We start from the raw sequence: 21,792 nt of genomic DNA on the forward strand, positions 1-21,792 counted from the left end.
TGCTAGCGAGGCTGGCCGTGACCGAAGTCATGGATTCCCCGTAGCTAAACTGCGCGCGAGTCCATCCCCAAAAACATCGATGTCGCTGCAGATTTACCACAACCCGCGCTGCTCCAAGTCCCGCGAGACCCTGGCCCTGCTCACCGAGCGCGGCCTGCGGCCCGAGGTGATCGAGTACCTGCAAACGCCGCCGGACCTGGCCATGCTGCAGCGCTTGCAAGCCTGGCTGGGCGTGCCCGCGCGCGAGCTGCTGCGCAGCGGCGAAGATGAATATGCGCAGCTGGGCCTGGCCGCTGCCAGCCTCAGCGACCAGGCGCTGCTGGAGGCGATTGCCCGGCATCCCAAGCTCTTGCAGCGCCCCATCGTGGTGAACGGCCAGCGCGCCGTGATCGCCCGGCCGCCCGAGCTGGCGCTCACGGTTCTTTAACGATAGGCCTGCAGCGCCGCACCGCTGAGCCGGCAAATGCGCCAGTCGGGCAACAGGCTGGCGCCCATCTTCTCGTAGAAGCGGATCGCGTTCTCGTTCCAGTCCAGCACGCTCCACTCGAAGCGGCCATAGTCGCGCTCGACGGCCACTTGCGCCAACCGGCTCAGCATGCGCTTGCCCAGGCCGCTACCGCGGTGCGCGGGACGCACATACAAATCCTCCAGGTACAGGCCCGGCTTGCCTAGGAAGGTGGAGAAGTTGGTGAAGAACAGCGCATAGCCCACCAGCTCGCCGCCCAGTTCGCCGACCAGGCCCTCCACCACCGGGCGTTCGCCAAACATATGGCGCTGCAAGTCGTGCGGGCGCAGTTCCAGCAGGTGGCTGAGTTGTTCGAACTCGGCGAGTTCGGCGATCAGGCCCACGATGGCGGCGATGTCGCGGGGCTCGGCCGGGCGCAGTTGATAGTCAGAGGTGTTCATGCCGCAATTTTCGCCTGCCGGGTCTTGTCCCGCGGCCGACAGCGCGCCGGGCTTGTGCGCGCTACATTGCCGCCATGCATGAAGCCACGCCCTACCTCGCCCGCCGGCCCCATCAAAGCCAGTTCCTCACCTTGCGGGGCTTGCGCCACCATGTGCTCAGCTGGGGCCAGCCGCAGCCCGGCCGGCCCAGCCTGGTGATGCTGCATGGCTGGATGGACGTGGGGGCCTCCTTCCAGTTCGTGGTGGACGCCCTAAGGCAGGATCGCCATGTGCTGGCGATGGACTGGCGCGGCTTCGGCCTGACGGACGCCAGCGGCGCCGACAGCTACTGGTTCCCCGACTACCTGGGCGATCTGGACGCCCTGCTGGACGCCGTCAGCCCCGCGGCGCCGGTGGACCTGCTGGGCCACAGCATGGGCGGCAATGTGGTGATGAGCTATGCCGGCGTGCGGCCGGCGCGCATCCACCGCCTCGTCAATCTGGAAGGCTTCGGCCTGCCCGAGACCGTCCCCGCGCAGGCGCCGGGCCGCCTGGCGCAATGGCTGGACGAGCTCAAGCAGCAGCCCCAGCTCAAGAGCTACGCCAGCCTGCAGGCGGTGGCCGAGCGCCTGATGAAGACCAACCCGCGCCTCTCGCCCGCCAAGGCCGCCTGGCTGGCGCCGCATTGGTCGCGCGAGGTCGACGGCGCTTGGCACATCCTGGGCGATGCCGCACACAAGCGCAGCAATCCGGTGCTCTACCGCAAGGCCGAGATCCTTGCCACCTGGGCGCGCATCCAGGCGCCCACGCTGTGGGTCGAGGGGGACAGCAGCGACATGACCAAATGGTGGGGCGATCGCTATCCGCGTGCAGATTTCGAGGCCCGCCTGGCAGTGGTGCCTGGCGTGCGGAGCGTCACGCTCAAGGACGCCGGCCATATGCTGCACCACGACCAACCGGAGGAACTGGCCGAGGCCCTAGAGGATTTCCTCCCCCTCGAATAAGTGGTGCCCCCTAGAAACGCCGAGGGACGCTTGTTGACGCAGCAAATGTCGAGCCCCTAATCTGAAGGCCCTGCCTTTCAACGGAGACTGAGATGAAACGCTTGTTCCTCGCCCTTGTCTCAATGGCCGCCACTGCAAGCGCCATGGCCCAGAACACCGCGCCGCCCAATCATGTGCCGGAACCTGAGTCCCTGCTGTTGGCTGGTCTGGGCCTTGCCCTGGCCATCGGCGTGACGATCAGGCGCAAGAAGTAAACCGGGCGCACCCGCCACAAGGCTGTCATCCGACAGCTTTTTTTTGGTTCATCGCCAATGTGCGGGGAAGCCTCGATCCGGGGGGGGCGGACTGCAAAGCCCTGGGCAGGTGGCCGCTGCGGCCCGGCTGCGCAGGCCCTCGCTGTGCTCGGGCTTCCCTGCGGTGCTCGGCCCTTGCGGCCAGGCGCACAACTCTCTTCGCTCACCTGCGGCTCGCTGCGTTCAAACAAGCTGCGCCAATCCAGTGCTTGAGGCGCGCGAGTACGCGCGCGGCCGCAAGGCCCTGTGCGCCTCGGCAGCGCAAAGGGCCTTCGCAACCACCCGCCCAGGGCTTTGCCAACACCGCTGCTCGCGCGCGCCCTCGTGCCACGGGCGTGCTTCGAGCGGCACAGGCTGGCAGGTGCGAGGCCCCTTTGGCGGTGCCGAGCCGCGCAGCCAAACCGGGTTGCGCATCGCTCCAGGCGATGCGTCGAGCGCAGCTTGTTTGAGCACCGAGCACAGTTGGCCGCCGCAGGCGGACAACGGCCCGCAGGGGTGCGAGGGCGAGTTCTGCGCGAGTCCCGGTTTGGTGAGCTGAGCCCGGACTTCGGAAGCCCCTGCGGGCTTCCGAATGCCTGGCGAAGGCCTTGCCGCATGCTTGCGGCAAGGCAGCGATGAGGGAAGCCTGAACGCAGTGAAGGCCTCCGCCGCTGGGGCCGAGTGCCTGCCGGCCTGGGCCGCGGCGCGACCGCACTTTATTGGCAAGGCCTCTGGTGTTTCCCCGCGCATCGGCGATGAACCTTTTTTTCGCCCGCCTCAGTCCAGTTCGCGCTGCGCCGCGTCGAGCCGCCGCATCGCCCAGGCGTAGTAGACGACGATGGCCAGATAGACCAGCAGCGCGCCCTGCGAGGCCACCCAGAAGCTGAAGGGCCAGCCGAAGAAGGTGAAGCTCAGAGAGCGCGCAAAGTAGATCAGGCCAAAGCTCACCCCGGCCCAGATCAGCAGCAGCCACAGCGTCAGGCGTCGCGTCCTGAGCCAGTAACTCTGCCGCTGCGCCTCGGCAAGACTGGGCCGGCTGGGGTCGGATTCAAGGTTCATGGACACCGATTCCGTGGCTGAATGAGCAGGGCTCCCAGTGTGCCCCATGCCGGCTCATGTAAAAATGCGCGGTTGCTCGCACCGAGCCGAAAGAACTGGAAACACCATGGATATCGAACGCATCAATGCCATCGGGTCCACCCTCGCCGATCTGACAGCGCGTACCGACGCGCTAAGGGGGTATCTTTGACTACGACCGCAAAGCACTGCGACTGAACGAGGTTAACGCCGCGCTGGAGAACCCCAACGTCTGGAACGAGCCCAAGCGGGCCCAGGAACTGGGCAAGGAAAAGCGCACGCTGGAAAACGTGGTCGAGACCATCAACCACCTCACCAGCAACCTCGCGGACAACAGCGAGTTGTACGAGATGTCCAAGGCCGATGAGGACTTCGCCGGCCTGGAGGCGATCGAGGCCGACGCGGCCAAGCTGCGCGAGATCGTCGAGCAGTTCGAGTTCCGCCGCATGTTCAACAACCCGGCCGACCCGAGCAACTGCTTCATCGACATCCAGGCCGGCGCCGGCGGCACCGAGGCCTGCGACTGGGCCGGCATGCTGCTGCGCCAGTACCTGAAGTATTGCGAACGCAAGGGCTTCAAGGCCACGCTGGAAGACGAGACGCCCGGCGACGTGGCCGGCATCAAGAGTGCCACCATCAAGGTGGAAGGCGAATACGCCTTCGGCCTGCTGCGCACCGAGACCGGCGTGCATCGCCTGGTGCGCAAGAGCCCGTTCGACTCCTCGGGCGGCCGCCACACCAGCTTTGCCTCGCTGTTCGTCTACCCGGAAATCGATGACTCGATCGAGATCGACATCAACCCGGCCGATGTGCGCACCGACACCTTCCGTGCCTCGGGCGCTGGCGGCCAGCACATCAACAAGACCGACTCGGCGGTGCGCCTGACCCACATCCCGACCGGCATCGTGGTGCAATGCCAGGATGGCCGCAGCCAGCACAGCAACCGCGACGTGGCCTGGAAGCGCCTGCGCTCGCGCCTGTACGACCACGAGATGCGCAAGCGCCAGGAAGAGCAGCAAAAGCTCGAGGACACCAAGACCGATGTGGGCTGGGGCCACCAGATCCGCAGCTATGTGCTGGACCAGAGCCGTATCAAGGACCTGCGCACCAACTACGAGACCTCGGCCACCCAGAAGGTGCTGGACGGCGATCTCGACCAGTTCATCTCCGAGAGCCTGAAGCAAGGCGTGTAGAGATTGGCCCACCCCCTACCGGCTGCGCCGGCCCCCTCAAGGGGGCGGCCCCGGCTGCCCGGCGAAGCCGGATCAGCGGGGCCCGCTGGGGAAGACGAGTGCTGCACGTTGCCTATTGAATACAGTCTCGGGATGCCCCGGGGCGTTGAACGACACACCAAAGGATGACCGCCATGATGCGTGAAGGCTCTGCCACCCTGATCCGCCGCGAAGACTATCTGGCCCCGGCCTTCTGGATTCGCACCGTTGACCTGACCTTCGATCTGGAGCCGGCCAAGACCCTGGTGACCAGCAAGATGCAGATCGAGCGCAATACCGCGGTGCCGCATGGTCCGCTGCGCCTGCACGGCGAGGAGCTGCAGCTGCTGCGCGTGCTCATCAATGGCGAGAGCGTGTCGTTCCGCCAGGAGGGCCATGAGCTGATCATCGAAGGCGCGCCGGACGCCGACTTCACGCTGGAGATCCGCAACAGCTGCGCCCCCGAGAAGAACACCGCCCTCTCCGGCCTCTACACCTCGGGCGGCAGCTTCTTCACGCAGTGCGAGGCCGAGGGCTTCCGCCGCATCACCTACTTCCTGGACCGCCCGGACGTGATGGCCGTCTACACGGTGCTGCTGCGCGCCGACAAGGCCAGGTTCCCGGTGCTGCTGTCCAACGGCAATCTGCTGGAAGCGGGCGAGCTGGATGAACCTGGCAACAAGGGCCGCCACTTCGCCAAGTGGCACGACCCCTTCCCCAAGCCTTCCTATCTGTTCGCCCTGGTGGCGGGCGATCTGGTGGCGCGCGAGCAGCGCATCCGCACCCGCGCCGGCAAGGATCATCTGCTGCAGGTGTTCGTGCGCCGCGGCGATCTGGAGAAGACCGAGCATGCGATGAACTCGCTGATCGCCTCCATCGTCTGGGACGAGGCGCGCTTTGCGCTGCCGCTGGATCTGGAGCGCTTCATGGTGGTCGGCGTGTCCGACTTCAATATGGGTGCGATGGAGAACAAGGGCCTGAACATCTTCAACACCAGCGCCCTGCTGGCCTCGCCCGCCACCGCCACCGATGCCGATTTCCACCGCATCGAAAGCATCGTCGCGCACGAATACTTCCACAACTGGACCGGCAACCGCGTGACCTGCCGCGACTGGTTCCAGCTCTCGCTCAAGGAAGGCCTGACGGTGTTCCGCGACCAGGAATTCAGCATGGACATGGCCGCCACGCCAAGCGCGCGCGCGGTCTGCCGCATCCAGGACGTGCGCCAGCTGCGCGCCATGCAGTTCCCCGAGGACTCGGGCGCGATGGCGCATCCGGTGCGCCCGGACTCGTATGTGGAGATCAACAACTTCTACACCGCCACCGTCTACGACAAGGGCTCGGAAGTGGTGCGCATGTACCAGACCCTGGTGGGCCGCGCCGGCTTCGAAGCCGGCATGAGGCTCTACTTCGAGCGCCACGATGGCCAGGCCGTGACCTGCGACGACTTTGCGGCCGCCATCGCCGACGCCAACCCCGGCTCGGCCTTGACGACGCGCCTGGACGCCTTCAAGCGCTGGTACTCGCAGGCCGGCACGCCGCATCTGTGCGCGCGCGGCGCCTACGACGCCGAGGCGCGCAGCTACACGCTCACGCTCAAGCAATCCACCCCCGCCACTCCGGGCCAGCCGCACAAACTGCCGCAGGTGATCCCGGTGGCGCTGGGCCTGCTGAGCCACGAGGGTCAGGTCTTGCCGCTGCAACTGCAGGGCGAGACCGCGGCCGGCGGCACCGAGCGCGTGCTGGTGCTGGACCAGGCCGAGCAGAGCTTCGTCTTCATCAACATCGACGCTGCGCCGGTGCCTTCGCTGCTGCGCGGCTTCTCGGCCCCGGTGGTGCTGGACGATGCCCTCAGCGATGCCGAGCTGCTGACCCTGCTCAAGCACGACAGCGATGCCTTCAACCGCTGGGAAGCCAGCCAGCGCCTGGCGCTCAACCGCATCCTGGCGGCGGTGCGCAGCGGCGAAAAACTGGTGCTGGACGCGGCCTATATCGACGCGATGCGCGCCGTGCTGCGCCATGCCGAGCTGGACGCCGCCTTCAAGGAGCTGGCCCTGACCCTGCCGGGCGAGGCCTATATCGCCGAACAGCTCGAGATCGTCGACCCGCAGGAGATCCACGCAGCGGTGGAAGCCGCGCGCCTGCAGCTGGCACAGGCGCTGGCCGCCGACTGGGCCGAGGCCTATGAGGCCCACCAGGTCAAGGGCGGTTATGCGCCCGATCCGGTGCAGTCGGGCCGGCGCGCGCTGGCCAATCTGGCGCTGTCCATGCTGGTGCTGAACGCCACACAGAGCGGCGACGGCGTATGGCCGGGCCGCGCCTACCAGCGCTTCAAGGATGCCGGCAATATGACCGACCGCATGGGCGCCCTCTCCGCCCTGGTGGCCGCCCATGCCGAACTGGCCGAGCCGGCACTGGCACGCTTCCACGCCCTCTTCAAGGGCGAGGAGCTGGTGATCGACAAGTGGTTCGCGCTGCAGGGCCGCACGCCCGAGCTGGACGGCAAGAGCTTTGCGCGCGTCAAGCAGCTGATGCAGCATCCGGACTTCACGCTCAAGAACCCGAACCGCGCGCGCAGCCTGATCTTCTCGCTGTGCATGTTCAACCCCGCCGCCTTCCACCGCAAGGACGCGGCCGGCTATGTGTTCTGGGCCGAACAGGTGCTGGCGCTGGACGCCATCAATCCGCAGATCGCCAGCCGCCTGGCGCGCGTGATGGACCGCTGGACCGTGCTGGCCGAGCCCTACCGCAGCGCCGCCCGCGAGGCCATCGCCCGCGTCGCCGCCAAGGCCGATCTGTCCAACGATGTGCGCGAGATCGTCGAGCGCGCCCTCGCCTCCGAGGCCCAGGGAGAGCAAGCATGACGCGCCGCATCAGCCTGACCCAGTACCTGATCGAGCAGCAGCGCCAGCATGGCCATATCCCGCAGGAGCTGCGGCTCCTGGTCGAGGTGGTGGCGCGCGCCTGCAAGCGCATCGCCATCAGCGTCAACAAGGGCGAGCTGGGCGATGTGCTGGGCACGGCGGGCAGCGAAAACGTGCAGGGCGAGGTGCAGAAGAAGCTCGACATCATCGCCAACGAGGTGCTGATCGAGGCCAACGAATGGGGCGGCCATCTGGCGGCGATGGCCTCGGAGGAGATGGAGGGCATCTACCTGGTGCCGAACCGCTTCCCGCAGGGCGAGTACCTCTTGATGTTCGACCCGCTGGATGGCTCGTCGAACATCGACGTGAACGTCTCCATCGGCACCATCTTCTCGGTGCTCAAGAAGCCCGAGGGCAGCAAGGGCGTCAGCGAGGACGACTTCCTGCAGCCCGGCTCTTCCCAGGCCGCGGCCGGCTACTGCGTCTACGGCCCGCAGACCACCCTGGTGCTGACGGTGGGCGACGGCGTGGCGATGTTCACGCTGGACCGCGAGCAGGGCAGCTTCGTGCTCACGCATGAGAACGTGAAGGTCCCCGAGGACACCAAGGAGTTCGCCATCAATATGTCGAACATGCGCCACTGGGACGCGCCGGTGAAGCGCTATATCGACGAATGCCTGGCTGGCGAAGAAGGCCCGCGCGGCAAGAATTTCAATATGCGCTGGATCGCCTCGATGGTGGCCGATGTGCACCGCATCCTCACCCGCGGAGGCGTTTTCATGTACCCCTGGGACAAGCGCGAACCCAACAAGGCCGGCAAGCTGCGCCTGATGTACGAGGCCAACCCGATGGCCTTCCTGGTGGAACAGGCCGGTGGCGCGGCCACCAATGCGCGCGAACGCATCATGGACCTCAAGCCGAGCAAGCTGCACGAGCGCGTGGCCGTGGTGTTGGGCTCCAAGAACGAGGTTGAGCGCATCACCAAATACCATCTTGATGGCGCCGCATAAACTCTGCTAGAATAGCAGGCTTAGTGCCGGTGTAGCTCAGTCGGTAGAGCAGCTCATTCGTAATGAGAAGGTCGGGTGTTCGATTCATCTCTCCGGCACCAAAAAATGAAGATGGCCCTTCCGCAAGGAAGGGCCATTTCTCATTATGGGTACGGATCAGTGCAACTGGCCAAGCAGTACCGTCATGCCGGCGAACAGGGCCCACTTGGGCGTATTGCGGTTGAGGCCGCCCGCCAGCCCGCCATCCAGCACCACACGCGGGCTCAGCGCATAGCTCACCGCGGCCAGCAGTTGGGCCGTGTCCGCAGCACCGCGCTGATGGGTGCCCGAGATGTCGGCGGCCAGCGTCCAGGCCGCGCCGACGCTGTGCGACAAGGCCATCGCCCAGGCCGACTGCAGGCGCCCCTGCCCCGTTTCGACCGCACCCATTCGGGTGGCGAGCAGGTTGCCGTCCAGATGCCAGCCCTCGGCGATGTCCAGACCGTAGATGCCCTTTATGCCGTAGTCGCGCTCGCCACTGCCCAGGCCGGTCGCGGCGGTGGGAATTTTGACGCTGGCCTCGACGCCATAGCCCGTGCCCCCGGGTGTGGCGCTGCCGCGCCATTTGAGCGTCAGCGCGGTATCGCCCATGCCGCTCAGCGTGGGCGCGCCCGCGGGCCGGCTGCTGATACGGGCGTCGCCGCCCAGCAAGAGCGCCCACTGCTCGTTGAACGAGTACTTCAGCAGATAGGGCAGGCTGCTGCGCCGATCGGCGCCATGCCCGCCCAGGCGCTGGCCACCCAGTTCCAACTCCAACCAGCCGGGCAGGGAAATCGCCGCGCCGCTGGTGACGGTGGGGCGGAAGGGAGTGGCGGCGGGTTCGCTCTCCTGCGCATGCGCGGATGTGCAGGTCAGCCAAGCGAGCAGCAGAAGAACTTGGGCGACCTGGTTCATGGGCCGCATTAAACCTCGGCGTATCGGCGTCATCAACGAGAATTCCGCCCTCAACAACATCGCAGGTTCCCGATGGATATCCTGTTCTCGCCCCGCTATAAGTACCGGTGGCGCGCACTGCTCGCCTTGCTGCTGCTGGTGATCAGCTGGCTGGCATTCAGCCCCAAGCCACCCGTAGGCATCGATACCGGTTGGGACAAGCTCAACCACCTGCTGGCATTTGCCACCCTGGCCGTGGTGAGCGCGCTGAGCCTGGCCGGCGCGAGGCGCGAACGCAAGGTGGTCCTGGGCCTGCTGGCCTACGGCATCTTCATCGAACTGGTGCAGACCCAGGTACCCGGCCGCAGCGCCGAGGTGGCCGATGTGCTGGCCGATATGGTGGGCGTGGCCTTGGGCCTGCTGCTGCTGGCCGGGCTGGAGCGCCTGCTCCTCATCAAGCGCTGACCAGGTGCTGTCGCAGGCCCAAGCTGGCCCACATGACTGGCCGGTGAAGCAGAACTTCAGCGCCGATCGGCGTCCATGGGCGGCAAGATAGGCTACCGTTGCAGCATGGAGGCCGTGGTGATGATAAGCAGCACAGCAGCGCAGACCTTGCGCCAGCGCTACCTGGCGGTGCGCGCCCATACCGAGGCCCTGGCCGCGCCGCTGTCGGCCGAAGACCAGTCGCTGCAGTCCATGCCCGACGCCAGCCCCAGCAAATGGCACCAGGCCCACACCAGCTGGTTCTTCGAAACCCTGCTGCTGGCGCCGCGCATGCCGGGCTACCGCTGCTTCGACCCCGCCTACGCCTACCTGTTCAATTCCTATTACGAGTCCCTGGGGCCGCGCCATCCGCGCCCGCAGCGCGGCCTGCTGAGCCGGCCCGGCCTGGCCGAGGTGCAGGCCTATCGCCGCCATGTCGACGCCGCCATGCTGGACCTGCTGGGCCAGGCCCTGGGGCAGCAAGACCTGGCCCTGGTCGAGCTGGGCCTGCAGCACGAGCAGCAGCACCAGGAGTTGCTGCTCACCGACATCCTGCACGCCTTTTCCTGCCATCCCCTGCTGCCCGCCTACCGGGCGCAGATCCCGCCGCCGGCTGCGGCCCTGCCGCTGCGCTGGCTGGCCCATGGCGGCGGCATGGTGGAAATAGGCCACGCGGGTGCAGGCTTTGCGTTCGACAACGAGTTGCCGCGCCATGCCCAGTTGCTGCGGCCCTTCGAGATCGCCAACCGGCTGGTGACTTGCGCCGACTATGCCGCCTTCATCGCCGACGGCGGCTACCGGCGCGCCTCGCTGTGGCTCTCGGACGGCTGGGCGCTGGTGCAGGCGCAGGGCTGGCAAGGCCCGGCCTATTGGCGTGAGCAGGACGGGCAGACCCAGGTGTTCGGCCTGGCCGGCCTGCGCCCGCTGGACCCGCAGGCGCCGGTGCTGCAGCTGAGCTTTTACGAGGCCGTCGCGTTCGCCGCATGGGCAGGTGCGCGCCTGCCCAGCGAATTTGAATGGGAGGCCGCCAGCGCCCTGCCCGGCTTCGCGCAGGCGGCCGATCAGGCCTGGCAATGGACCTACTCGGCCTACCACCCCTATCCGGGCTTCCGCCCGATGGCGGGGGCGGTGGGCGAGTACAACGGCAAGTTCATGGTGGGCCAGTTGGTGCTGCGTGGCGGCAGCCTGGCCACCCCGCCGGGCCATGCCCGGCCCAGCTACCGCAACTTCTTCCCGCCGGCCGCACGCTGGCAGTTCAGCGGCCTGCGGCTGGCGCGCGATGCCGGAGCCGGCGCATCATGAATCAGGCGGCCAGCGCCAGGCAGCGCTTTGCCAGCGACCTGCACCTGGCCCTGAGCCGGCGCCCGCGCAGCATCGCGCCCAAGTACTTCTACGACGAGATCGGCTCGCAGCTGTTCGAGCAGATCTGCGAGCTGCCCGAGTACTACCCCACCCGCATCGAGCTGGCGCTGCTGCAGGCCCATGGTGCCGAGATGGCCGCCTGCATGGGCCCGCGCGCGCAGCTGGTGGAATACGGCGCCGGTGCGCTGCGCAAGGTGCGGCATCTGATCGCGCATCTGGACGAGCCCCATGCCTTCGTGCCGGTGGATATCTCGGGCGCGCATCTGCTGGGCGCCTGCGCCGAGCTGCAGCAGGCCTACCCGACGCTCGCCATCAATCCGGTGGTGGCCGACTTCACCCAACCGCACGAGCTGCCACCGCGGCCCGCGCGCGGCCGCCGTGTGGGCTTCTTCCCGGGCTCCAGCATCGGCAACTTCTCGCCCGCGGAGACCCTGGCCTTCTTGCAGATGACGGCGCAGGAGCTGCGCGGCGGCGGCCTGCTGATCGGCATCGACCTCATCAAGGACCCCGCCGTGCTGCACGCTGCCTACAACGATGGCGCCGGCGTCACCGCGGCCTTCAACCTCAATCTGCTGGCGCGCGCGCGGCGCGAGCTGGGCGCCGAGTTCGACCCCGCGGGATTCCAGCACAGCGCCTTCTACAACGCGCCGCAGCAGCGCATCGAGATGCATTTGCTGAGCCTGCGCCAGCAGCTGTTCAGGCTGGACGGGGTCGATTACGAGTTTGCCGCTGGCGAGACCCTGCATACCGAGAACTCGCACAAGTACAGCGTCGCCGGCTTCCAGGTCCAGGCGGCGCGCGCCGGCTTTCGCGCCGGCCCGGTCTGGAGCGACGCGCGCGGCTGGTTCAGCCTGCTGTGGCTGGAGGCGCCGCGCTGAGCTGTGCGGTTGTGGTGCGGCGGCATCGTGTTACGTTTTTTAAGCTTGGCCGCGGCGGGCGCTCTCATGGGAGAAACGCCTGCCGGCCCGCCCTGCCCTGCGAAACTCCCAATCGCCAGTGCTGGGCAGCCGCTCGCAGAATTGTCATAAGCGCTGCGAGGGACGCTGCCCGTGACTCACACAACATCACCAAACTCCAACAAAAACAAAGCCGGCACAGCGAGGCCCACGGGCAAGATGCGGTCCATGCTTGCACTTGCCCTGCTGCCGCTCGGATGGATGGCCGCGGCCCTGGCCGCGCCGCCACCCGCGCCCAGCCCGGCGGCGGAGCTGAACGTGCTGCACTGGTGGACCTCGGCCAGCGAGCGCGCCGCGGCCGACCATGTGGCCGCACGCATGGCCGAGATCGGCCTGCGCTGGGTGGATGGCGCGGTGGCCGGCGGTGGCGGCGGCGCCGCCATCAAGGTGCTGAACGAACGCACCCTGCGCCGCATGGCGCCCAAGGTGGCACAGCTGAACGGCCAATCGATGAGCGAATGGGCCGATATGGGCCTGCTGCTGGAACTCGACGGCGTGGCCCAACGCCGCAACTGGGCGCGCACCATGTTCCCGCAGGTGATGGCGCAGCTCACCGTGCACGATCATGTGGTGGCCGCGCCGCTGGGCATCCACCGCATCAACAACCTCTATCTCAACAAGGCGCTGTTCCGCGCGCACAAGATCGAGCTGCCCAATGACTGGGACGGCCTTGAGCGCGCCGCGCAGCGCCTGCGCGCCGCCGGCGTCACGCCGGTGGCCTTCAGCGACGAGCCCTGGCAGGTGGCCACCGTGTTCGAGGCCATGCTGCTCAGCGAGGCCGGCCCGGCGCTCTACAAGCGCATGCTGGTGCAGCGCGACCTCGCCTCCTTCGACGACCCGGCACTGGAGCGCGCTTTCAAGCGCCTGCGCGCCTGGCGCAATCTGTCGCAGCCCGCGCCCGGCGAACGCCCCTGGACCGAGCTGGTGGCCGACTTTGCCGCCGAGCGCTCGGCCATGCTCATCATGGGCGACTGGGCGCGCGGCGAGCTCGGCAGCCTGGGCCTGGAGGGCGGCCGGGATTTCGAATGCAAGGCGGTGCCGGGCACGGCCCAGGTGCATCTGTTCAGCATCGACACCCTGGCCATGCTGGCCGGCAATTCCCAGCCCGAGCAGGAGAAGATGGCCGAGCTGTTGGGCAGCGCCACCCTGCAGCTGGGCTACAACCGCATCAAGGGCTCGGTGCCGGTGCGCCGCGATGTGCCGGTGGACGAGCTGGACCCCTGCGCCCAGCAGTCCTTCCAGCTCTTCGCCAACCCGGCCACGCCGCGCGTGCCCAGCCTGGTACACCGCATGGCCTTCGGCGAGGTGGGCAAGAACGCCATCATCGAAACCGTGCACCGCTTTGCCCTCGACCCGAGCCAGACGCCCGCCGCTGCGCAGCGCAAGCTGCAGGGCCTGCTGCGCGCGCTCAGCCCCAAGATCGCCAATCACAACGCCGCCACGAAAGCTGTTCAATGACCCGCACCATCCTGATCGTCGACGACGACCAGAAGATCCGCACCCTGCTCAAGACCTATCTGGAGAAGAACCAGTACGAGGTTCTGCTGGCGCATGACGGCGCCAGCTTCATGGCCGAGTTCGAGCGCCATCGCGACGACATCAGCCTGTGCATTCTCGACGTCATGCTGCCCGACACCGAGGGCTTTGCGCTGTGCCAGGCGGTGCGCCGGCGCTCCGAGGTGCCGGTCATCATGCTCACCGCCAGCGCCGAGGAGACCGACCGCATCATCGGCCTGGAGCTGGGTGCCGACGACTACCTGGGCAAGCCCTTCAACCCGCGCGAGCTGCTGGCACGCATCAAGGCGATCGGCCGGCGCACCGGCCAGGAGCGCGGCCAGCCGCCGCGCTACTACCGTTTCAACGGCTATGTGCTGGACGTGCTGGAACGCACCCTGCTGGATCCCGACGGCGCGGTGAGCGCGCTCTCGGGCATGGACTTCCAGCTGCTCAAGCTGCTGGTGGAACACCCCGGCGAGGTGCTGGACCGCAGCCGCCTGGCCGAGGTCACGCGCGGCCGTGACCTCGGGCCGCTGGACCGCTCGCTGGACGTGCAGGTGAGCCGCCTGCGCCAACGCCTGCAGGACGATGGCAAACAGCCCGCGCTCATCAAGACGGTGCGCGGTTCGGGCTACGTGTTCTCCACCACCGTGACGGCCGGGCATGCGCCCTGAGCCGGGCCGCACGCAGAGCTGGACCGGCGGTGGCCGCTGGCCGGGCCGCTGGCTGGGCCGCTGGTTGGGAAGGTTCGGCAGCTTTCTCTTCGACAGCCTGCAGGGCCGCTTCGTGCTGGCCATGCTGGGCGGCCTGGCCCTGGTGCAGCTGCTCATCAACCTGCTCTGGTACAGCCAGATCGAGCAGCGCACCAAGCGTCAGACCGAGCTCGCCGCCCACCATGTGGCCAGCGGCGCGCTGGGCGCGCTGCGCGCCTTGCGCGAGCTGCCCAGCGCCTACCGGCCGTTGCTGATCGAGCAGTTGCGCACCATGGGCGGCACGCGCTTCCTGGTGTTCTTCAACAACGCCGAGGTGCCAATCAAGCCGCTGCCCGAGCAGGCCCTGGCGCGCCTGCTGGAGGCCAAGGTGGCGCAGGAGCTGCGCGCCCAGCTGGCCGCCAGCACCCAGACCCGCGTCACCCTGGCCTCGCCCCTCGGCCTGCAGGTGGCGCCCGGCGGCGCCCTGCTGGCGGATCTGCCCGAGAGCTGGGTCGACCCCTCCCTGCTGGCGCCGGAGCGGCCCGCGCCTTTTCTGGTGATCCAGGTGGAGACCGAGCCGGGCCAGTGGCTCTACCTCAGCAGCGCCCTGCCCGACCCCTACTTCCTCGAGCAGCTGGAATTCTTCACCTGGCAACGCCTGACCCCTCAGCTGCTGACACTGGGCCTGGCCCTCTTGCTGACACTGATCGCCGCGCGCGCCCTCACGCGCCCGCTGGCGGGCCTGAGCCGCGCCGCCGCGCGTGTGGGCCGCAGGGCCACGCCCAAGCCGCTGCGCGTCAGTGGCACCTCGGAAGTGCGCCGCGCCATCCAGGCCTTCAACGAGATGCAGGAGCGCATCCGCCGCTACCTGAACGACCGCGAGCGCCTGTTCGCCTCGATCTCGCACGATCTGCGCACCCCCATCACGCGGCTGCGCCTGCGCAGTGAGCTGCTCGACGACCTGGCGGTGCAGGACGAGTTCCATGAGGACCTGGACGAGCTCGACATGATGGTCAAGACCGCGCTGCAGATCGTCAAGGACACCGACATCCACGAGAACCGTGTGCCGGTGCGCGTGGACCTGGTGCTGCAGAAAATGGTGCGCGACGCCCGCATGGCCGGCCAGCAGGTGGAGTTGCAGGACCGCCCGCTCACCGTGCTGGGCAAGCCGCTGGCGCTCAAGCGAGCGCTGGGCAATCTGCTCGACAACGCCATGTTCTACGGCGCCAGCGCCGACCCCCAGGCGGCCAGCCAGCGCCTGGCCGAGGTGCAGATGAACGAGGGCGAACCCGGCAGCGCCGAGGAGGGTCAGGTCTTGCTGACGGTGCGCGACCATGGCCCGGGCGTGCCCGACAGCGCCCTGGCCAAGCTGGGCCAGCCCTACACCCGGCTGGCGCATGGTGCCCGGCTACGCAAGGAAGGCCTGGGCCTGGGCCTGTCCATCGTGCGCGACATCGTGGCCGACCATGGCGGCACGCTGCGCTTTCGCAACCATCCGCAGGGCGGCTTCGAGGTGCGCCTGGCGCTGCCCGCCTGCGCACCGGCGACAGCATGAAACACCTTGTGATGGTCGGCGCGGCAGCGCCGGCTGGATGAAGGCCACGCTGCTGATGCAGCGCTGGCGGCCGCGCACATGGCCGCTTCTCCGCCCGGCCCGCCGGCATCCTGGAGGTGTAGGACCCGGGCGGCGATTTCGGGGCCGAGCTGAGCCGCCACGGCGAGGCGCTGCTGCACGTCTAGGCCGTTTTGAGACCGGCCGTCGCAGAGGGCCAGGCACGCAGACGGTAACCCACCAGCGCATACAGTAGGATCAGCACATAGCAGGGCAGCATCAACCAGTAGGCGCCCTGGGCGCCGCCGCCATCGGCCAGCCGGCCATAGACCATGGGCAGCAGCGCGCCGCCGGCAATGCCCATGATCAGCAGGGCCGAGCCGGCCGCGGTGTACCGGCCCAGGCCATCCAGCGCCAGCGGCCAGAGCGAGGGCCACACCAGGGCATTGGAGAGGCCCAGCATGGCCAGGCACAGCACCGTGTTGGGCACGGCCGGCACGCCGGCCCAGCTCAGCAGGGCCTGCGAGATGCCGCTATCGCTGGGCGAAGCCAGCACCACGCCGGCGGCAAACAGCATGCCGCTGCCGGCCGAGAACAACAGGGCGGCGCGCTGCGACATCAGCCTGGGGATGCTCACCACGCCCAGCAGATAGCCCAGCACCATGAAGCCCATGGTGTAGCTGGTGAGCACCGCGTAATGCGGCACACCGAGGTTGCGTCCGTACAGACCGATGGTGTCGCCCGCGATCACCTCCACGCCCACATAGGCGAACAGCGCCAGCGCGCCAAGCACCACCTGCGGAAACTGGAACACACCCAGCGCCTTGACGGGCTGCCCGGCGCCTTGCACGGCCGGGTCGGCATCCAGCTCGGGCTCCGAGAGCCGGGCGAAATGGATGATGGCCATGAAGACCAGCAGCCCGCCCGCCATCACCGCATAGGGATAGATCAGGCGCCCCGCCAGCTCGCTGCGCAGCGCCGCACGCCCGGCCACATCCAGCGCCGCCAGCGCCGCGTCCGAGTACTGCTCCACCCCGGAGAGGATCAGGGCCGAGAACACCAGCGGCACCACGATGCCGGCGCCCTTGTTGAACAGGCCCATGATGCTGATGCGCATGGCCGCGCTCTCGCGCGCGCCGATGCAGACGATGTAGGGGTTGATGGCGGTCTGCATCAACGTCATGCCGCTGGCCAGGGTGAAGAGCGCCAGCAGGAACAGGCCATAACGCCCGCTTTGCGCGGCCGGGATGAAGAGCAGTGCGCCCAGCGCCATCACGCCCAGGCTCAGCGTCATGCCGCGCTTGTAGCCGGTGCGCGCGAGGATCGCGGCCGATGGCAGGGCCATCACCGTGTAGGCGATGTAGAAGGCAAAGGTGACCCACAGGGCCTGGAAGTTGTTGAGCTCGCAGACGATCTTGAGAAAGGGGATCAGCGAGCCATTCAGCCAGGTGACGAAGCCCAGGATGAAGAACATCAGGCCGATGAAGAGCATGGCCAGCACCACGGGCGGTGCCGCACCGACGGGCAGTTTGGTAGAGGTAGTCATGAGGAAGAATCCGGCAGGCAGGGACGAACAGAGGCCAGGGCGCGGCAGCCTCCCCTGGCCTCATCGGGTCATCAGAACTTGGCGCGCAGGCCGATGCTGTAGCGGGCGCCGTTCTCGTACACGCCGATCGGTACGCCGTCGCTGGTGTTCTGCTTCACCACCGAGTTCGTCAGGTTCACGGCCGAGCCGAACAGCGCCAGCTTGGGCGTGATGTCCCAGTTGGCGCTGGCGTCCCACTGGCCGTAGGCGCTGTTGACCACCTGGCCGCCGTCCTGCAGGCCGCCGTAGGACTTGTCGCGGTAGTTGTACGAGACGCGCAGGCTGATGCCAGCCTTTTCGTAGTACAGCGCGGCATTGAGCTGGTTGCGCGAGTTGCCCACCACCTTCAGGCGCTGGCCATTGGGGGTGTTGCCGGCGGTGGCGTCCGTCAGGGTGTAGTTCATCAAGGTACCGAAGCCGGTCTTGCCGAAGGACTGCTGCCATTGCAGCTCCAGGCCCTTGATGTCGGCGCCGTTGTCGGCGTTGTGCGGGCGTGATACCTGCAGCTTGGCGCCGTTCACGGTTTCGGTCTCGCTGGTGGTGTAGACGAAGGTGTCGAGCTTCTTCACGAACACCGTCGCGGACAGCAGCGAGGCCTCGGCGAAGTACCACTCCACGCCCAGCTCGCCCTGGTTGGCATGCACCGGCTTGAGCAGCGGGTTGCCGGCGGTGGCCGAATTGCCCGTGCCGTTGATCTCCACGGTGGCGCTGAGGTCGCTGTAGGTCTGGCGTGCCATCACCCGCGACAAGGCGCCGCGCAGATAGAGCTGGCGATTCAGCTCGTACACGCCATTGAAGCTGGGCAGCACATCGGTGTAGTTGTGCGAAATGCTGCCGATGCCATAGCCCGGCGTGCCGGCCACGCCCTGGTAGGCATCGGAGGTCTGCTTGGTCTTGACCAGGCGCAGGCCGAAGTCGCCACGCAGCGCGCCGCTGGCGTAGTCGGCCTTGGCATAGGCCGCATTCACCTTCTCGTTGATCTTGTAGTACTCGGAGGTCTTTTCCTTGTAGACCATGCCCTTGTCGTACATGTCGAAGACCTTCTGCACCATGGCATCGTCGACCCAGGCGTACTGGGTGAGCGAGCCGCCGGTGGCCGCCGCCTGGCTGAGCAGGGGCGAGGGGCCGCTGGACACGTCGGCCAGCGAGAAGGGCTGCCAGGCCGCCTTGCTGGTATCGAAGGTGCCGATGACGCGCTTGTTCTGCACCGTGTTGTCGCGCATCTTCACGCCCACCTTGAGGTCGGTGATGAAGGCGCCGTCGACGCTGTAGCTGAAGTCGGCCTGGGCGTAGTTTTCCTTGCTCTTCATCGTGCGCACCCAGTCGCGCGCGCCGCCCAGCGGGTTGCTCAGGGTCAGGCTGAGGGCCTTGGGGTCCAGCGGGTTGATGTCCAGGTACTTCCACTCGTAGGTGTCGGGGCCGAGATTGATGGCCACGCGCGAGTTGCCGCCGAAGGGCAGGTTGCGGTCATGCGCGCTGCCGCCCTCGGCCTGCGTCGAACCCGCCTGGCCGTGCAGCTTCCAGCGATCACCGGCGTAAGTGCCGTCCAGGTCCAGCACCTTGGAGCGGATGTAGGACTCGCGGAAGATGGGCTCGAAGGCCACCGCGCCGGGGCCCAGGGTGCCGCCCACCAGTTCCTTGCCGCCGTCCGAGGTGCCGATGAACTTGGGGTTCAGCGCATTCAGCTTGCCCGTGCCCGGGATGTCGTCCAGACCGCCGCCCATCCACAGGTAGTTCTGGTTGCTGTTGTTCATATGCATGTCCGAATTGAGGTAATTCAAGGACAGATCGGTCTGCTGGTTGGGCCGGAACTGCAGCCCCAGGTTGGTGGTGGTGCGCTCGCGGTCCTGGCGGAAGATGGCCGAGCCACCGCCCCAGGCCACATAGGTCTTGGGCGTGACGGCGCCGCTGCTCTGGTCGACGATGTCGTACTGGCAGTTGCAGGCGAAGTTCTCCAGGCCATCGCGGCGCATGGTGCGCTTTTGCTTGCTCAGCGAGAGCAGCGCGGCGAAGGTCTTGTCCTCGTTCTTCCAGTTGATCAGGCCGTTGAGCTGCGGATCGGTCTTGCCCGGCAGCTTGCTGTAGGTGGCCTCCACCGAGGCTTGGGCCGTGAGCTGGTCCTTGAAGCTGAGCGGCTTGCGCGTCTTCACATTCACCAGGCCGCCGATGCTGCCTTCGTCCAGGTCGGCCGAGGGGCTCTTGTAGACATCCAGGCTGCCGATGATCTCCGAAGGCAGGATGTCGTAGTTGAAGCCGCGGCTCTGCTTGTCGTTCTTCCACCAATAGGCCGAGGCCACGCCCTGGCCGTTCAGCTGGGTCATGTTGAGGTTCTTGTCGGTGCCGCGCACGAAGATGTCGCGCCCCTCGCCCCAGCTGCGGTCCACCGAGATGCCGGGAACGCGCTGCAAGGAGTCGGCCACGTTCTTGTCGGGGAACTTGCCGACGTCTTCGGCATTGATGCTGTCCACGATGTTCTGCGACTCGCGCTTTTCGTTGAGGCTCTTCATCAACGTGGCACGCACGCCGGTCACTTCCACCAGGTCGAGCTTGGCGCTGTCGCCCTTCTTGCCGGCCGCCGGCTCGGCATCCTGTGCCCAGCCCGCCGAGCATGCGGCCGAGCTCAGCAGCAGCGTGATCAGATGGGGCAGAAGTTTCTTCTGGAATTGAGGCTTGGCCACGGGGATGCTCCTAGTTTGTCATTGGATGAGACGGTCCACGAACGGCCGCTGGCCGCTCGGTGCACGCAATCTAGCGGCCCCGGCCGCCTTTGGAGCGGCACGTTGCGCTTTGATGGACTTCATTGCAGCCAAGTTACACAGGCACAAGCTGCGCAAGCAAAAAGAAAGCGCCCACCCCGGCCTTGCAGCCGGGGTGGGCGCATTGCAAATCGAGGCTTATCGCTGAGGCGCCGGCGTGACCGTGCCCGTGCAATCGCCAAAGCCGATGCGGCGCGCGCCATCCCTGAGGGCGTAGCCGCGCAGCGTCACCGCATCGCCGTCGAGCAGGAAGGTCCGGCTCTCGCCGTTGGGCAGGGTGATGGCCTGCTTGCCGCCCAGCGAGAGCTCCAGCAGCGAGCCGCCCTCCTCGGCCGCCGGGCCCGACTGCGTGCCGGTGCCCAGCAGGTCGCCGGGCTGCAGATTGCAGCCGTTGCTGGCGTGGTGGGTGAGCATCTGCGCCAGCGTCCAGTAGGCGTGCTTGAAGTTGCTGCGCATCAGCCTTGTGGGGGCCAGGTCTTGCGCGCGCATCGACTCGGTCTGCAGCCACACCTCCAGCTCGATCTCGTAGCCGCCCTCGGCGCGATTCGCCGGCGAGTCCAGATAGGGCAGCGGCTGCGGGTCGCTCGCGGGGTGGGCGAAGGGGATGCGGAAGGGCTCCAGCGCCTCCATCGTGACGATCCAGGGCGAGATCGTGGTGGCGAAGTTCTTGGCCAGGAAGGGGCCCAGGGGCTGGTACTCCCAGCCCTGCATATCGCGCGCCGACCAGTCGTTCAGCAGGGTCACGCCGAACATATGCTGCTCGACCTCGGCCATGGGAATGGGCTCGCCCAGTTCGTTGCCGCCGGCCACGAACAGACCCAGCTCCAGCTCATAGTCCAGGCGCTTGCTGGCGGCCTGCACCGGGGCCTCGGCACCGGGCGCCATCAGCTGGCCCAAGGGGCGGCGCACCGTGGCGCCGCTCACGCCGATGGAGGAGCTGCGGCCGTGGTAGCCGATAGGCACCCATTTGTAGTTGGGCAGCAGCGGGTTGTCGGGCCGGAACAGCTTGCCCACCGTGGTGGCGTGGTGGATGCCGGTATAGAAATCGGTGTAGTCGCCGATGCGGCAGGGCAGCGCCATCTGCGCGGCGGCCTGCGCCAACAGGCAGGGGCGCAGCGCCGCCTCCTGCTTGCTGCCGGCCTGCAGAGCCAGGAACAGGGCCTGGCGCAGGGCACGGCGTTGCGCCTGCGGCTGCGCCATGAAGCTGTTCAGATCGCCGTCGGCCAGCGCTTGCAGCAGCACCTGCTCGGCGCTGCTCCAACGGCCCGCGGCCGCGGCCAGCCGCAGGTCCAGGATCTGGTCGCCGATGGCCACGCCGACGCGGGCAGCCGCGTCGCTGCCGGCGCGCCGGAACAGGCCATAGGGCAGGTTCTGAATCGGGAAGTCGGTGTCGGCCGTATTGGCGCTGGCCACCCAGCTCTGTGCGGCCGGGTCATGGGTGAAGTCGAGTTGGCTCATGGGCTCGTAGTTGTCAGTTCAAGGTATTGCTGCGCGCCAGCGCCAGGGCCTCGGCCAGCACGGCGCGGTCGCCCACCTGGTTGGCCAGGATCAGCACCAGCTTGGCCAGCAGCATCTCGGCCTGCTCGTCGCTGAGATCGCGCTGGGCATGGATCAGTTGCTCGTAGAAGCCGTCGGGGTCGGGGATATTGGGAGAGCGGATCAGTTGGTTCATCG

The 21,792-nt window shown here is 67.5% G+C and carries 19 protein-coding genes and 1 tRNA gene; 13 read left to right on the forward strand and 7 right to left on the reverse strand.

Annotated features, from left to right (window positions below; all coding sequences use genetic code 11):
• The first annotated feature begins 79 nt into the window (after positions 1-79).
• On the forward strand, positions 80-427 hold the full coding sequence (arsC, locus tag WG898_RS15125; RefSeq protein WP_339603632.1) for an arsenate reductase (glutaredoxin): 348 nt from the start codon (positions 80-82) through the stop codon (positions 425-427).
• Here arsC and WG898_RS15130 read toward each other — a convergent pair.
• The gene (locus WG898_RS15130) at positions 424-906 is read right to left on the reverse strand and encodes a GNAT family N-acetyltransferase (protein ID WP_339603633.1); all 483 of its coding nucleotides are present in this window, start codon (positions 904-906) and stop codon (positions 424-426) included. The genes arsC and WG898_RS15130 overlap by 4 nt on opposite strands.
• A gap of 74 nt (positions 907-980) precedes the next feature.
• Between WG898_RS15130 and WG898_RS15135 the strand changes: the two genes are divergently transcribed.
• Both WG898_RS15135 and WG898_RS15140 read left to right on the forward strand, forming a co-directional pair.
• Entirely contained in the window at positions 981-1,889 is a 909-nt protein-coding gene (locus WG898_RS15135; protein ID WP_339603634.1) for an alpha/beta fold hydrolase, read from the forward strand.
• A 92-nt stretch (positions 1,890-1,981) separates the two neighbouring features.
• Entirely contained in the window at positions 1,982-2,143 is a 162-nt protein-coding gene (locus tag WG898_RS15140) for a PEP-CTERM sorting domain-containing protein (protein ID WP_339603635.1), read from the forward strand.
• 795 nt (positions 2,144-2,938) lie between these two features.
• Here WG898_RS15140 and WG898_RS15145 read toward each other — a convergent pair.
• Positions 2,939-3,220 (reverse strand): DUF4212 domain-containing protein, encoded by a 282-nt coding sequence (locus WG898_RS15145; RefSeq protein ID WP_339603636.1) that lies wholly within the window; start codon positions 3,218-3,220, stop codon positions 2,939-2,941.
• Between the two features lie 106 nt (positions 3,221-3,326).
• On the opposite strand from WG898_RS15145, the gene prfB reads away from it, so the two are divergent.
• The 4 genes from prfB to WG898_RS15165 all read left to right on the forward strand — a co-directional run bounded on the left by prfB (position 3,327) and on the right by WG898_RS15165 (position 8,424).
• Positions 3,327-4,431 (forward strand): peptide chain release factor 2 gene (prfB, locus tag WG898_RS15150; RefSeq protein WP_339603637.1). Its coding sequence is split into 2 segments (ribosomal slippage): positions 3,327-3,407 and positions 3,409-4,431, totalling 1,104 coding nucleotides; the frame shifts between segments, so codons are not numbered across the junction.
• Positions 4,432-4,607: 176 nt separating this feature from the next.
• Positions 4,608-7,313, forward strand: a complete 2,706-nt coding sequence (gene pepN / locus WG898_RS15155; RefSeq protein WP_339603859.1) for an aminopeptidase N — start codon at positions 4,608-4,610, stop codon at positions 7,311-7,313.
• Positions 7,310-8,323 (forward strand): class 1 fructose-bisphosphatase, encoded by a 1,014-nt coding sequence (locus tag WG898_RS15160; RefSeq protein ID WP_339603638.1) that lies wholly within the window; start codon positions 7,310-7,312, stop codon positions 8,321-8,323. The genes pepN and WG898_RS15160 overlap by 4 nt, the downstream gene beginning before the upstream one ends.
• Before the next feature lie 25 nt (positions 8,324-8,348).
• Positions 8,349-8,424 (forward strand) — tRNA-Thr (locus WG898_RS15165).
• Positions 8,425-8,479: 55 nt separating this feature from the next.
• On the opposite strand, the gene WG898_RS15170 is transcribed toward WG898_RS15165, so the two are convergent.
• On the reverse strand, positions 8,480-9,256 hold the full coding sequence (locus WG898_RS15170) for a transporter (RefSeq protein ID WP_339603639.1): 777 nt from the start codon (positions 9,254-9,256) through the stop codon (positions 8,480-8,482).
• A 72-nt stretch (positions 9,257-9,328) separates the two neighbouring features.
• Between WG898_RS15170 and WG898_RS15175 the strand changes: the two genes are divergently transcribed.
• From WG898_RS15175 to WG898_RS15200, 6 genes are all read left to right on the forward strand, one after another.
• A complete protein-coding gene (locus WG898_RS15175) occupies positions 9,329-9,700 on the forward strand; it encodes a VanZ family protein (RefSeq protein ID WP_339603640.1) in 372 nt (123 codons plus the stop codon).
• A gap of 120 nt (positions 9,701-9,820) precedes the next feature.
• A complete protein-coding gene (egtB, locus tag WG898_RS15180; RefSeq protein WP_339603641.1) occupies positions 9,821-11,020 on the forward strand; it encodes an ergothioneine biosynthesis protein EgtB in 1,200 nt (399 codons plus the stop codon).
• Entirely contained in the window at positions 11,017-11,958 is a 942-nt protein-coding gene (gene egtD, locus WG898_RS15185) for an L-histidine N(alpha)-methyltransferase (protein ID WP_339603642.1), read from the forward strand. Before egtB ends, egtD begins: the two co-directional genes overlap by 4 nt.
• Positions 11,959-12,204: 246 nt before the next feature.
• Positions 12,205-13,494, forward strand: coding sequence for an ABC transporter substrate-binding protein (locus WG898_RS15190; protein WP_339603643.1), 1,290 nt, complete (start codon positions 12,205-12,207; stop codon positions 13,492-13,494).
• Complete coding sequence (locus WG898_RS15195) at positions 13,491-14,207, forward strand: response regulator (protein WP_339603644.1); 717 nt, start codon at positions 13,491-13,493, stop codon at positions 14,205-14,207. The genes WG898_RS15190 and WG898_RS15195 overlap by 4 nt, the downstream gene beginning before the upstream one ends.
• Positions 14,197-15,780, forward strand: a complete 1,584-nt coding sequence (locus WG898_RS15200) for an ATP-binding protein (protein WP_339603645.1) — start codon at positions 14,197-14,199, stop codon at positions 15,778-15,780. Before WG898_RS15195 ends, WG898_RS15200 begins: the two co-directional genes overlap by 11 nt.
• 181 nt (positions 15,781-15,961) lie before the next feature.
• Here WG898_RS15200 and gluP read toward each other — a convergent pair whose 3' ends face one another.
• The 4 genes from gluP to WG898_RS15220 form a co-directional block, all read right to left on the reverse strand.
• Positions 15,962-17,323, reverse strand: a complete 1,362-nt coding sequence (gene gluP, locus WG898_RS15205; protein ID WP_339603646.1) for a glucose/galactose MFS transporter — start codon at positions 17,321-17,323, stop codon at positions 15,962-15,964.
• A gap of 71 nt (positions 17,324-17,394) precedes the next feature.
• Positions 17,395-20,040 carry a TonB-dependent receptor gene (locus WG898_RS15210; protein WP_339603647.1) on the reverse strand — a complete coding sequence of 882 codons (2,646 nt, stop codon included), beginning with the start codon at positions 20,038-20,040 and terminating at the stop codon, positions 17,395-17,397.
• Positions 20,041-20,256: 216 nt separating this feature from the next.
• Positions 20,257-21,576 (reverse strand): fumarylacetoacetase, encoded by a 1,320-nt coding sequence (fahA, locus tag WG898_RS15215; RefSeq protein WP_339603648.1) that lies wholly within the window; start codon positions 21,574-21,576, stop codon positions 20,257-20,259.
• Between the two features lie 13 nt (positions 21,577-21,589).
• A complete protein-coding gene (locus tag WG898_RS15220; RefSeq protein ID WP_339603649.1) occupies positions 21,590-21,790 on the reverse strand; it encodes a DUF2783 domain-containing protein in 201 nt (66 codons plus the stop codon).
• Between the last annotated feature and the right edge of the window lie 2 nt (positions 21,791-21,792).

This window comes from Paucibacter soli (assembly GCF_037482845.1).
Taxonomy (GTDB): Bacteria; Pseudomonadota; Gammaproteobacteria; order Burkholderiales; family Burkholderiaceae_C; genus Paucibacter_B; species Paucibacter_B soli.